A 13,240-nucleotide genomic window follows, 5' to 3' on the forward strand; every position below is an offset into this window, starting at 1 on the left:
AGGATTTCGTATGGCGATAGAGCTTCTTGTCCGACTGGGGCGAGAAGCTTTTTTTCGTTTATTTGGAAGCTTTCCATACTTTCAGGATACTGGAACTTCTCTATGTCTACACTGTTCGTAAGGGAGTGAGATCGAATGGGAGCGATTGTCAAAACGCAGCTTCTGGACGAGCCGGCCATCCGCCGCGCGTTGACCCGAATCGCCCACGAAATTGTGGAAAAAAACAAAGGCATCGAAGACATCGTGCTGATCGGTATCAAAACGCGCGGCATCTATCTGGCGAAACGATTGGCCGAACGGATCGGTTCCATTGAAGGCTCGCAGGTTCCGGTCGGACCCATCGACATCACGTTATACCGGGACGATTTAAAGGAAAAAGGGGAGCAACCGCAACTCCAGGGACATGAGATTCCGTTCCCGATCAAAGACAAGAAAGTCGTGCTGGTAGACGATGTGCTGTACACGGGGCGGACCGTCCGGGCCGCGCTCGACGCGCTGATCGATCTCGGACGCCCCAAGCTGATTCAGTTGGCGGTCCTGATTGACCGGGGACACCGCGAACTGCCGATCCGCCCCGATTATGTGGGAAAAAACGTGCCGACTTCGCAAAGCGAAGCGGTCGCCGTGCAAATGAAAGAAATCGACGGGGTGGACAAGGTCGTCATCATGGAACACAAATCATAGCCAAACGCAAAGCATGACGGGACGCAAGACTTTGCGGAATGCAAGGTTTGAAGGAACAAAGGCGGGAGAAGTGGGAGGAGAAATCATGGCACAGCAACGGGTGATTGACGTACAAGAAAAACTGCCGGTTCTGCAGGGTCTGCCGCTTTCCCTGCAGCATCTGTTCGCGATGTTTGGAGCGACTGTTCTGGTTCCTTTCCTGACCGGGCTGAACCCGGCTGTCGCTTTGTTGTCGAGCGGCATCGGCACACTGCTGTACATCTTTTTGACAAAAAGGCAAATTCCGGGCTATCTCGGTTCGATTGTGATTGTGATCGGGCTCGGCTTGGCGGGCACGGCGGTGAAGATGGCGAGTGAAAATCTGCTTGTGGCGTTTGTGGCACTCGGGATTGCGATCGCGGCGTCCGCATTTTTCCGCGGGTTTCTCGGCGTGATACCGGTGTTGATCGGAATCGTCGGCGGTTACGCATTCGCCGCGCTGATGGGGGTTGTCGATTACACCAAAGTGTGGGAAGCTTCCTGGTTTGCGGTTCCGGAATTCACCACTCCGAAACCGTCCTGGATGGCGGTCTGGGTCATCGCGCCTGTCGCGCTGGTTACGATTGCGGAACATATCGGCCACTTGCTGGTCACGGAGAATATCGTCGGACGCAACCTGATGGAAAAGCCGGGGCTGCACCGTTCCCTGCTGGGAGACGGCGTTGCAACCGCGCTGGCGGGCTTGATCGGCGGGCCTCCGACCACCACGTACGGGGAAAATATCGGGGTGATGGCGATTACGCGGGTATACTCGGTCTGGGTGATCGGCGGTGCGGCCGTATTCGCGATTCTGTTTGCCTTTATCGGCAAACTGAACGCGCTGATCGCGACGATTCCGGTGGCGGTGATGGGAGGCATTACGATTCTGCTGTTTGGCATTATCGCCTCCGCCGGTCTGAGGATGCTGGTGGAATCCGGCATCGATTACAGCAGCAAGCGCAATCTGATCATCTCAAGCGTGATCATGGTGGTGGGAGTCGGCGGCATGGTGCTCCACATCGGCAGCCTGTCGATTGAGAGCATGGCGCTTGCCACCTTTGTCGGAATCCTGTTAAATCTGATCCTGCCGGATCTGAAGGAAGAAACTGCCCCATAATGGAATAAGTGCCTTGAAACCGGTCCCGTGAGGCAGGTAAGGTGCGTAAACGCCCCAGATGCGTGCGCTGTGCCGTATCCGTATCCGGGGTGCGCATGGCTTCTGCCTTCCGGACAGGAGCTTTTTTTGGTCAAAAGGAGGACTCGCGATGGAGCGTCATATTCTAGGTGCCAAACAGTTTGATCGGGAACAGTTGGAAGCGATTTTGCAGGCTGCGGAAGGGATGGAGCAGGTGGCGCGCAGCGGCGGTAGCCGCTTGTTGGCGGGCAAAGTTATGGCGTCGCTGTTTTTCGAACCGAGCACGCGGACCCGTTTTTCGTTCGAGTCGGCGATGACGCGGCTCGGCGGTCATGTGATCTCCACCGAAAACGCATCGCAATTCTCTTCCGCGATTAAAGGCGAGACGCTGGAAGATTCCATCCGGGTGATCTCTTCCTATGCCGATGTTATCGTCATACGACACTATGAGATTGGCGCGGCGGCCAGAGCGGCGGCAGTCGCAAGCGTCCCGATTCTGAACGCGGGCGACGGTGCGGGCGAACATCCGACCCAGGCATTGCTCGATCTCTATACGATTCGCAAAGAGCTGGGCGGAATCGACGGTATCTCGATTGCGATGGTGGGGGATCTTACCTACGGACGGACGGTCCACTCCCTCGCTTATGTGCTGGCGAATTTTCGCGACGTGACGATCTGGTTCACCGCTCCCGACAATACCCCGATTCCGCGGGCGGTGAAAGACTATCTGGACGAAAAAGGGGTCCGTTACTACGAGGAATCCAATCTCCGGCACGTCGCGGAACGGGTCGATGTCCTCTATCAGACGCGCGTGCAAAAAGAACGTTTCCCGTCGCACGAGGAATACGTCAAAGCCGCGGGACGTTACATTGTGGACCGGGAATTGCTCGGCCGCATGAAACAAAACAGCATTGTGATGCATCCGCTCCCGCGGGCGGGAGAGATCACGCCCGATTGTGACGGCGATCCGCGCGCCGCTTATTTCCGGCAAGCGGAAAACGGAGTGTATGTCAGAATGGCGCTGCTGGCGCAAGCGGTCGGAAAAGGAATCGGCAAGACAACGAAACGGGAACCGCATGACCGGTTTGTCGGATAACGGATGCAAAAGCGGGGACAGGAGGAAACGCAATGGGAATCGTATTGAGAAACGGAAAGTTGTTGGACCTTGAAACGGGAGAACTTGTTGCGCGGGAAATTCTCGTGGAAGGGGATAAAATCACCCAAATCGCGGAACGGATCGAAACGGCGGACCGCCAAGCGATCGACCTGAACGGCGGTGTGATTGTCCCCGGATTTATCGACATGCACGTGCATCTGCGCGATCCCGGGCTTGAATATAAAGAAACGATTGAAAGCGGGACGCGGGCGGCGGCCAAAGGAGGTTTCACCACCGTCGCCTGCATGCCCAACACCCGTCCGGTTTTGGATACGCCCGAATTGATGCGGTACATCTACGATACGGCGGAAAAAAAGGGATCTTGCCGGGTCTTGCCCTATGCGGCGATCACGCGGGGAGAACGCGGGGAAGAGCTGACCGACATGGAAGCTTTAAAAGCGGCCGGCGCCATCGGTTTTACGGATGACGGGATCGGCGTGCAAAACGCGGGACTGATGCGGGCCGCGATGGAGCGGGCGAAGGAACTGGGGCTGCCGATTGTCATCCACGCGGAAGACGAATCGCTGGCGGGCAAAGGATGCATGAACGAAGGAGAGGTTTCGCGGCGGCTAGGGCTGCCGGGAATCCCGGGGGTCGCCGAATCGGTGCATGTGGCGCGCGACGCTCTGCTTGCCGAATTGACCGGAGCCCATCTGCACGTTTGCCACATTTCGGACGCAAGCGCGGTCGATATCGTCCGCTGGGCCAAACGTCGCGGCATTCGCGTGACCGCGGAGGTTACACCCCATCATCTGCTGTTGACCGACGAAGGGATCGATGGCACCGACGCAAACTGGAAGGTGAACCCACCGCTAAGGACCGAGAAAGACCGGCTTGCGTGTCTGCTCGGACTGGTTGACGGGACGATTGACATGATCGCGACAGACCACGCGCCGCATTCGGAAGAAGAGAAACGGCGGGCGTTTCAGGTCGCTCCCTTCGGTTTTGTCGGGTTGGAGACGGCGTTCCCGCTTCTTTACACCGAACTGGTGGTGAATACGAAGCGGTTGACGCTCCGGCAGCTGGTGCAAAAAATGGCTGTCGCACCGGCCGAGATCTTCGGTCTCCCGGGCGGCCGGGTAGCGGAAGGCGCTCCGGCGGACCTGACGGTTCTTGACCTGGAGCGGGAACGGGTGATCGATCCGGCGGCGTTCGCTTCCAAAGGACGGAACACGCCGTTTGCCGGCTGGAAAGTGAAAGGCTGGCCGGTGCTGACACTCTGCAACGGACACGTAACACACAACTGCCTCCCATAAACAAAATCTCAATTGATGGCTTTGTTGGGGCACACTCAGAAGTAAGACGCCGCCAAGAGCGCGGATGCAAAGGGGGACCACAGGCATGAGAGCCAGGCTGATACTGGAAGACGGGACGGTCTACGAAGGAACGGGCTTCGGCGCAACGGGCGAATCCTTCGGAGAGATCGTATTTAATACAGGCATGACCGGATATCAGGAAGTTCTGACGGATCCGTCCTATTGCGGACAGATTGTCACGATGACCTATCCGCTGATCGGCAACTACGGAGTGAACGTTGACGATATCGAGTCCGCCAAACCGCATGTGTTCGGATTTGTCGTGCGGGAAGCGGCGGATCACCCGAGCAACTGGCGGAACATGGGGCGGCTGGCCGAATATTTGGCGAAAAACGGCATTATCGGCATCTCGGGGATCGACACGCGTTCCCTTGTCAAGCGGATTCGCGAAAAGGGAACGATGCGGGCCGTGCTGACCACGCTGGAAACGCCGCTGGAAAATCTGCAAGAAATCCTCAGCGGCTCGCTTCCGAACGATCAGGTGGCGCGGGTCACAACAGGGTCCGTTTACCGCTGTCCGGGCGAGGGGCCGCGAATTGTCGCCATGGATTTCGGGATGAAAGCGGGAGTTGTCCGGTCTTTGCTGATGCGTGGATGCGACGTGACGGTTGTGCCCGCCCACACGACGGCGGAGGAAATCCTGAACTGGCAGCCGCACGGGATCATGCTGTCAAACGGACCGGGAGATCCGGCCGATTTGCCGCATATCGTCGATACGGTCAGGAAGCTGCTTGGCAGAGTGCCGATTTTCGGCATCTGTCTGGGACACCAACTGTTGTCCCTCGCTTGCGGGGCGAAGACGGAAAAGCTGAAATTCGGCCACCGCGGAGCCAACCATCCGGTGAAAGACCTGACGACCGGGCGCGTGTACATTACGTCGCAAAATCACGGATACACCGTTACCAAAGAATCCTTGGAGGGAACGGGCCTTGAACTGACGCACATCAACCAGAACGACGGAACGGTGGAAGGTGTCCGGCATAAGATCCATCCGGCTTTTTCCGTGCAATACCATCCGGAAGCGCGTCCCGGTCCGGACGATTCGGACTACCTGTTCGACCGGTTTATGGACATGATCGAACAATTCCACGGAATCCTGGTGAGCGGGGGGAGGAATTAGCATGCCGAAACGCAAAGATCTGAAAAAAATACTCGTGATCGGATCGGGGCCGATTGTCATCGGACAAGCGGCGGAGTTCGACTACGCCGGAACCCAGGCTTGCCAAGCCTTGAAAGAAGAGGGATTGGAGGTTGTCCTGGTGAACTCGAACCCGGCGACCATCATGACCGACCCGGACATTGCCGATCGTGTCTATATCGAACCGTTAACCGCCGAGTTTGTGGCCCAGATCATCCGGCAGGAACGGCCTGACGGCTTGCTGGCGACGCTTGGCGGCCAGACCGGTCTGAACCTGGCGGTGCAACTGGCAGAAAAAGGGGTCTTGGCGATCGAGGGCGTCGAGCTGCTCGGCACCCAGCTGGCTTCCATCCAGCAAGCGGAAGACCGTGAAAAATTCCGGGCTTTAATGCAGAAACTCGGGGAACCGGTGCCGGAAAGCGCGATTGTGACCACATGGGAAGAAGCGGAAGCTTTCGCCCGCGAAATCGGGTTTCCGATCATCGTCCGGCCGGCTTATACATTGGGCGGAACCGGCGGCGGAATCGCGAAAAACTGGGAGGAATACAAGGAGATTATCACTCTCGGCCTGACCCTGTCCCCGATCACGCAGGTGCTGGTGGAGCGCTCGATCGCGGGATACAAAGAAATCGAATATGAAGTGATGCGCGACAGCAACGACAACTGTATCGTGGTCTGCAACATGGAAAACATCGACCCGGTCGGCATTCATACGGGGGATTCGATCGTGGTGGCGCCAAGCCAGACCTTGTCCGATCACGAATACCAGATGCTGCGCTCCGCCTCGCTCAAAATCATTCGCGCGCTCGGCATCGAAGGGGGATGCAACGTACAGTTCGCCCTCGATCCTCACTCCTTCCAGTACTATGTGATCGAAGTCAACCCGAGGGTGAGCCGCAGTTCCGCGTTGGCGTCGAAAGCGACCGGCTATCCGATCGCAAAAGTCGCCACCAAAGTGGCGATCGGCTACACTCTGGACGAAATCGTCAACCCGGTTACCGGCCAGACTTACGCATGTTTTGAACCGGCGCTGGATTATGTGGTGACAAAAATTCCGCGCTGGCCGTTTGACAAGTTTGTCTCCGCCAAACGGGCGCTGGGGACGCAAATGAAAGCGACCGGCGAAGTGATGGCGATCGAACGTTCCTTCGAAGCTTCTTTGCTGAAAGCGGTCCGCTCGCTTGAAATCGGCCTGGATTCCCTCGACCTGCCGGGGGCGTCGGAACTTAGCAAGGAGGTTTTGGAAAAAAGGCTGATGCGTGCGGACGATGAACGGTTGTTCCTGTTGGCCGAAGCGTTTAAACGCGGGTATTCGGTGGAAACGCTGCACGAACTGACGCAGATCGACCCGTTTTTCCTCAATAAAATCGAGGGGATTGTGCGGTTTTGCGAATCGCTGGCGAAGGCCGGCCAAACGGACGGGGGCCGGCTGGACGAGCAAACCCTGCGCCACGCGAAGCTGTTCGGCCTGACCGACAAAACGATCGCACGCCATACCGGACTTTCCGAAGAGGAAGTTCGGAAGCAACGGTACGAACTCGGAATCCGGCCGGTCTATAAGATGGTGGACACTTGCGCGGCGGAATTCGAGGCGCAAACGCCCTATTACTACTCCGCCTATGAACAAGAGGACGAAGTTGCCGAAAGCGGCCGGAAAAAAGTGGTGGTGCTCGGCAGCGGTCCGATCCGCATCGGCCAGGGCATCGAGTTTGACTACTGCTCCGTTCACGCCGTCTGGGCATTGAAAAACGCCGGCTACGAGTCGGTGATCATCAATAACAATCCGGAAACGGTCTCCACGGATTTCAACACATCCGACCGCCTGTATTTCGAACCGTTGTATGTCGAAGACGTGATGCACGTGATCGAGAAGGAGCGTCCGGAGGGCGTGATTGTGCAGTTCGGCGGACAGACGGCGATTAACCTGGCGGCGCCGCTGGCCAAGCGGGGAGTCAAGATCCTGGGAACGTCGCTGGAAGACATCGACCGGGCGGAAGACCGGGAGAAGTTCGATCAATTGCTGTCCGAACTGGATATCCCGCGTCCGGCGGGAAAAACGGCGTTTACCGTCGAGGCGGCGGTGGAAGCGGGACGCATGCTCGGATATCCCTGTGTGGTACGTCCGTCTTACGTGCTCGGCGGACGCGCGATGGAGATCGTCTACAACGAAGAAGACCTTCTCTACTACATGAATCACGCCGTAAAAGTCAGCGACGAACATCCCGTCCTGATCGACCGTTACCTGGTTGGCAAAGAAGTCGAAGTGGACGCGATTTCCGACGGGGAGACGGTGATGGTTCCGGGAATCATGGAGCATATCGAACGGGCGGGGGTACACTCCGGCGATTCGATTGCCGTCTACCCGACACAGTCGATCCCGCAGGTGGCAAAAGAGCGGATTCTCGATTATACGATCCGCATCGCCCGCGCTCTTCGCGTGAAAGGATTGCTGAACATCCAATATGTGGTGCACGGCGACGAAGTCTACGTGCTGGAAGTCAATCCGCGTTCTTCCCGGACCGTCCCTTTCTTGTCAAAAGTGACGGGAGTGCCGATGGTGGATGTGGCGACACGGGTTATTCTGGGAGAGCGCCTCGCGGACATGGGATACGAAAACGGGCTTTGGCCGGAAGCCGCCGATGTGTCTGTCAAAGTGCCGGTCTTCTCCTTCGCGAAACTCCGCCGGGTGGATGTCACGCTCGGTCCTGAAATGAAATCGACCGGCGAAGTGATGGGATCGGAAAGAACGTTTGCAAAAGCGCTCTATAAAGGGCTGCTAGCGGCTGGCATCGGAATGCCGGAATCCGGCACGATCATTGCGACAATCGCCGACAAGGACAAACGGGAAGCGCTGGACATCCTGCGCGGTTACGCGGAACTCGGGTTCAGAATCGCGGCAACCGGCGGCACCGCGAAATTCCTGCAGAAAAACGGCATTCCGGTGGAAGCGGTGAAGAAACTGTCCGAAGGATCGCCGAACCTGGTGGACATGATTCGCGCCGGCCGTTCGCACATGGTGATCAATACGCTGACCCGGGGCAAGGAACCCCAGCGGGACGGATTCCGAATCCGGCGGGAAGCGGTGGAACACGGCATTCCGTGTCTCACTTCACTGGACACGACGCGTGCGATGCTTGAGGTGCTCCGCACGATCAAGTTCGCGACCAAACCGTTGGGCCAAATGGCGAAAAAATCTACGCGCGGACAGGCTTCCGTTCGGGGTGAAACGCCGGATGTTCCGGTTCTTCACAGTGCCGACAGGTAAAAATTTGTCTTGGCTCGAACTTGGCAGGGCGATTTTGAAATCCCATCAAGGAATCGGAACAAGAGTAACCGGAACAAACTGCAAGGCTTCCTGTCACTTTGCTGGGAGTCGGAAAGGGGTTTGACATGGCGCGTTGGAAAGTTGTGGAACAGCGTGAGATAGCGCAAAACATGATGCGAATGACGCTTGCGGCGGAAGAGCGGTTTCCGGCGTATCTGCCCGGACAGTTTCTTCATATCCGCGTAACGGAAGGATATGACCACCTTTTGCGCCGGCCGATCTCGCTCTGTCTGGCGGAGCCGGACAAGGGACAGATGACGGTCGTCTACCGCGTCTCGGGAAAAGGAACCAGTCTTCTCTCCAAAAAACGGCCCGGCGACGGATTGGATGTCCTGGGGCCTTTGGGAAAAGGGTTCCCCATCCACGACGGGGACCGGCAGGCTCTTTTGATCGGCGGCGGCATCGGGGTTCCGCCGCTGCTTGAGCTGGCCAGGCAACTGGCCGCCAGAGGGATCAAGGTCACGGCGATTGTCGGCTTCCAGTCCGCCAAACAGGCGATCCTGATCGACGATCTGTCCGCTTACGGCGAAGTGCTGACGGCGACAAACGACGGATCGCTGGGGTTGCGGGGATTTGTCACCGATTATCTGACCGGGGAAAGACTTGCAACGGCGGATCGGTTCTACGCATGCGGCCCTTCCCCGATGTTGGCCGCCGTGCAGCGAGTGATGCGGGACTGCGTGGCAGGCTACCTGTCCCTGGAAGAGCGGATGGGCTGCGGGATCGGCCTTTGCGCCGCGTGCGTGCACAAGGCGGTTCTGCCGGACGGCTCCGTCGGCTACCGCAAAGTATGCAAAGAAGGGCCGGTGTTCCCGGCGCAGGAGGTGGTTTTCTTTGGCTAAGGCAGTCGACCTGTCGGTGCGAATCGGGGATCTCCATCTGAAAAATCCGGTCATGCCGGCATCCGGTTGTTTTGCGTTTGGCAAGGAAATGGCCGAATGGTACGACCTCTCGAAACTGGGGGCGATCGTCGTGAAAGCGACGACCCTGGAACCGCGCCTTGGCAATCCGACCCCGAGGGTGGCGGAAACGCCGGGCGGGATGTTGAACGCGATCGGATTGCAAAACCCCGGCGTGGACAAAGTCATTGCCGAGGAACTGCCGCACCTTCGCCGCTACGACCTGCCGATCATCGTCAATGTCGCCGGAACGGCGGTGGACGACTATGTGGAAACGGCCAGAAGGCTTTGCGGGAGCGGCTACGCGGACGCGCTGGAGCTCAACATCTCCTGCCCGAACGTGAAATGCGGCGGGATTCAGTTCGGAGTCGATCCGGTGGTGGCCGCCGACCTTGTGCGGGAGGTCAAAGCCGTCTCCACGGTGCCGCTGATCGTCAAGTTGTCGCCAAACGTCACCGACATCGTCGCGATGGCGAAAGCGGTGGAAGAAGCGGGTGCGGATGCGCTGTCGATGATCAATACGCTTGTCGGAATGACCATCGATATCGAGCAGCGAAGGCCGCTGATCGGGATCGGAACGGGCGGATTGTCCGGGCCGGCGATCAAGCCGGTGGCGGTGCGGATGATTTATCAGACGGCCCAGGCGGTCAGCATTCCGATCATCGGGATGGGCGGGATCATGAGCGGCGAGGACGCGGTTGAGTTTCTGATGGCGGGAGCGTCGGCCGTCGCCGTCGGAACGGCCAATTTTGTCAATCCCTACGCTTGTCCCGAGATTATCGACGGAATTGCGGCATGGTGCGAGGCGCACCATGTGACGCGGGTGGAAGAACTCATCGGGGCCGCCTGGAAGGAGGAACTGCCTTATGCCGCCGATTGATCAGCCGGCAGCCAATCTGTCGGAACGGCTTTACGTGGCGCTCGATTACGACAGTTTGGACGAAGCGTTGCGGCTCGTCGACCGCCTGGGGGATGCGGTCCGCAGCTACAAAGTGGGCATGCAGCTTTTTTACAAGACCGGTCCTGCCGCCGTGAAACGCCTTCATGCGGAGGGATGCCGGGTATTCCTCGATCTGAAGTTTCATGATATCCCGAACACCGTCGCGGGCGCGGCAAGCTCGGCAACGTCGCTCGGCGTGTCCATGCTGAACGTGCATGCCGCGGGCGGTGTCGAAATGATGAAGCAGGCGCGGGAAGCGGCGGCAGCCGCCGCGAAAAGTCTGGGCCTGCCGACCCCGCTGGTCATTGCGGTCACCCAGTTGACGAGCACCGACCAGCAGATGATGAACGAACAGATCGGCATTCCCGGTACGGTGGAAGCGACAGTGGTGCATTATGCGAAATTGGCGCAGCAGGCCGGACTCGACGGGGTCGTGGCGTCCGGACGGGAGCTCCCCGCGATTCGGGAAGCCTGCGGCGACCGCTTTGTCACCGTCATTCCGGGAATTCGCCCCGCGTGGGCGCCGGCAAACGATCAGAAACGAATCCTGACTCCGGCGGACGCCCTGGCGGCGGGCGCCCACCGGCTTGTGGTCGGGCGGCCGATCACCCATTCGGCGGATCCGCGGGACGCGGCGAACCGCATCCTGGATGAGATGGCGAACGCGATCAGCAGGTCTTAAAAATGTAGCGGGTTGCATGCAGCGAATTGATCGCAAAATGAGGAGGGGAAGCCGTACCATGACGATTCATGCGGAACAGACTCTGGCGCAAACGATCGCCCACATGCTGCTGCAGATCGATGCGGTGACGCTTCGGCCGCAGCATCCGTTTACCTGGACATCGGGCATCAAATCGCCGATTTACTGCGACAACCGGCTGACGATGGCGTTTCCGCAGGTGCGCGATTTCATAGCGGAAGGATTTGCGGGTGTGATCAACCGGGAATGGGGGCATGTGGATGTGGTGGCGGGCACCGCAACGGCCGGGATCCCGCATGCCGCTTTCGTGGCGCAAAAATTGTCACTGCCAATGGCCTACATCCGTTCCAGCGCGAAAGGACACGGCAAGGAGAACATGATTGAGGGGCGGATCCGGGCGGGTCAGCGAGTGGTTGTGATTGAGGATTTGATTTCGACCGGGGGCTCTTCCATCAAGGCGGCGAAAGCGGTGCAGGACGCGGGCGGAGTCGTGGTCGGCGTCGCGGCGATTTTCACCTACGGCTTTGAAAAAGCGGCCCGAACCTTTGCGGAAGCGGAAATTCCGCTGCGGACGCTCACCGATTACGACACTTTGCTGGAGATTGCGCTGGCAAAAGGGTATATCAAAGAAAAAGAAATCGCCATGCTGGCGGCATGGCGCAAAGATCCGGAAAACTGGCAGCCCTCGGTGTGATTGCGTGTCACATGTCAATTGCGTGTCACATGTCATTGACACAGAGCAATCAATTGTGGTACCATGATCTGGTGAGTAGTGGGCGTACTTCGCCGCTCACTGCAACCGCATGGTACGGGTTCCGAAATCCCGGCTCACCGCCAGGCGGCGCTGGGTACCTTGTTACGAGCGAGTCTGAGTGAAGGAGGTGCTTGTGGCATGTACGCGATTGTTGAAACTGGCGGCAAACAGTACAAAGTGCAGGAGGGCGACGTCCTCTTCATTGAAAAATTGGCTGCTGCTGAAGGCGAAACTGTCAACTTTGACAAAGTTCTGCTCGTTGGGAAGGAAGACGGGGTTGTGATCGGCGCTCCCACCGTTGCCGGCGCGTCCGTTTCCGCTAAGGTTGTCGGCCACGGTAAAGGGAAGAAGATCATTGTCTTCAAATACAAAGCGAAGAAGAACTCCCGTAAGAAGCAAGGCCATCGTCAACCGTACACCAAGGTGCAGATCGAAAAGATCAACACCTGATGATTCAAGTCAAAGTGCAGCGTGATCCGCAGGGGCGAATCGAGTTGTTCCGGGTGCACGGCCATGCGGCGTTTGCCGACAAAGGCAACGACATCGTGTGTGCTGCGGCATCCGTTCTGGTTCAGAACGGCGTCAACAGCGTCGAGGCTTTGTTGGGCGTTGCGCTTCCCGCCGTCAGCCGCGACGGATTGGTGGAATGTCAGGTTCCTTCTTTGGACGGACACGTATCGGAACAAGTGCAGTTGTTGTTGGAAAGCATGATGTACGGCTTGCGTTCTCTTGCAGCGGAATATCCAAAGCACGTAAGCGTCGCAGATGCGGGCAGAGTTCACAGCTAAAAGGAGGTGCACACCATGCTGAAGCTGAATCTTCAACAGTTTGCGTCGAAAAAAGGGGTAGGTAGCTCCAAGAACGGTCGCGACTCTATCGCGAAGCGTCTTGGCGTCAAGCGTCAAGACGGTCAAATTGTGACTGCTGGCAGCATCCTCGTCCGCCAACGCGGAACCAAGATCTATCCGGGTCTCAATGTTGGCAGAGGAGGAGATGACACTTTGTTCGCCAAGATTGAAGGCCGTGTCGCTTTTGAGCGCATGGGCCGCGACAAGAAAAAAGTTTCCGTTTATCCGCTTGACCAAGCGGCACAGGCGTAACGGATGACAAACAGGATCAGGCCCAGCCTTTGCACTTTGGCTGGGCTTTCTTGCTTTTAATTCGATACGGGGCGG

At 58.1% G+C, this 13,240-nt stretch carries 13 protein-coding genes; all 13 read left to right on the plus strand.

Translation table 11 applies throughout. From position 1 onward, the window contains the following. Positions 1–135: 135 nt before the first annotated feature. The 13 genes from pyrR to rpmA all read left to right on the plus strand — a co-directional run bounded on the left by pyrR (position 136) and on the right by rpmA (position 13,165). Complete coding sequence (gene pyrR, locus AC4ED1_RS08310) at positions 136–684, plus strand: bifunctional pyr operon transcriptional regulator/uracil phosphoribosyltransferase PyrR (RefSeq protein ID WP_490937521.1); 549 nt, start codon at positions 136–138, stop codon at positions 682–684. 85 nt (positions 685–769) lie between these two features. Further along, complete coding sequence (locus AC4ED1_RS08315) at positions 770–1,819, plus strand: solute carrier family 23 protein (protein WP_490937523.1); 1,050 nt, start codon at positions 770–772, stop codon at positions 1,817–1,819. 148 nt (positions 1,820–1,967) lie between these two features. Next, the gene (gene pyrB / locus AC4ED1_RS08320; protein ID WP_490937525.1) at positions 1,968–2,933 is read left to right on the plus strand and encodes an aspartate carbamoyltransferase; all 966 of its coding nucleotides are present in this window, start codon (positions 1,968–1,970) and stop codon (positions 2,931–2,933) included. A gap of 32 nt (positions 2,934–2,965) precedes the next feature. Then, on the plus strand, positions 2,966–4,249 hold the full coding sequence (pyrC, locus tag AC4ED1_RS08325; RefSeq protein WP_490937527.1) for a dihydroorotase: 1,284 nt from the start codon (positions 2,966–2,968) through the stop codon (positions 4,247–4,249). An 85-nt stretch (positions 4,250–4,334) separates the two neighbouring features. After that, positions 4,335–5,429: a carbamoyl phosphate synthase small subunit gene (locus AC4ED1_RS08330; protein ID WP_490937528.1), complete on the plus strand. Its 1,095-nt coding sequence runs from the start codon at positions 4,335–4,337 to the stop codon at positions 5,427–5,429. Between the two features lies 1 nt (position 5,430). Then, the gene (gene carB / locus AC4ED1_RS08335; RefSeq protein ID WP_490937530.1) at positions 5,431–8,712 is read left to right on the plus strand and encodes a carbamoyl-phosphate synthase large subunit; all 3,282 of its coding nucleotides are present in this window, start codon (positions 5,431–5,433) and stop codon (positions 8,710–8,712) included. Between the two features lie 125 nt (positions 8,713–8,837). Further along, positions 8,838–9,614, plus strand: coding sequence for a dihydroorotate dehydrogenase electron transfer subunit (locus AC4ED1_RS08340; RefSeq protein ID WP_490937532.1), 777 nt, complete (start codon positions 8,838–8,840; stop codon positions 9,612–9,614). Between the two features lie 52 nt (positions 9,615–9,666). Next, positions 9,667–10,551, plus strand: a complete 885-nt coding sequence (locus tag AC4ED1_RS08345) for a dihydroorotate dehydrogenase (RefSeq protein WP_490937706.1) — start codon at positions 9,667–9,669, stop codon at positions 10,549–10,551. Beyond that, complete coding sequence (gene pyrF, locus AC4ED1_RS08350) at positions 10,538–11,293, plus strand: orotidine-5'-phosphate decarboxylase (RefSeq protein ID WP_490937534.1); 756 nt, start codon at positions 10,538–10,540, stop codon at positions 11,291–11,293. Before AC4ED1_RS08345 ends, pyrF begins: the two co-directional genes overlap by 14 nt. Before the next feature lie 58 nt (positions 11,294–11,351). Next, entirely contained in the window at positions 11,352–12,005 is a 654-nt protein-coding gene (pyrE, locus tag AC4ED1_RS08355; protein WP_490937536.1) for an orotate phosphoribosyltransferase, read from the plus strand. Positions 12,006–12,203: 198 nt separating this feature from the next. Then, entirely contained in the window at positions 12,204–12,515 is a 312-nt protein-coding gene (gene rplU / locus AC4ED1_RS08360; RefSeq protein WP_490937538.1) for a 50S ribosomal protein L21, read from the plus strand. Beyond that, positions 12,515–12,853, plus strand: coding sequence for a ribosomal-processing cysteine protease Prp (locus AC4ED1_RS08365; RefSeq protein WP_490937540.1), 339 nt, complete (start codon positions 12,515–12,517; stop codon positions 12,851–12,853). Before rplU ends, AC4ED1_RS08365 begins: the two co-directional genes overlap by 1 nt. Positions 12,854–12,868: 15 nt before the next feature. After that, positions 12,869–13,165 carry a 50S ribosomal protein L27 gene (gene rpmA, locus AC4ED1_RS08370; RefSeq protein ID WP_490937542.1) on the plus strand — a complete coding sequence of 99 codons (297 nt, stop codon included), beginning with the start codon at positions 12,869–12,871 and terminating at the stop codon, positions 13,163–13,165. Positions 13,166–13,240: the final 75 nt, after the last annotated feature.

The organism is Effusibacillus sp. SKA8, from assembly GCF_058273125.1.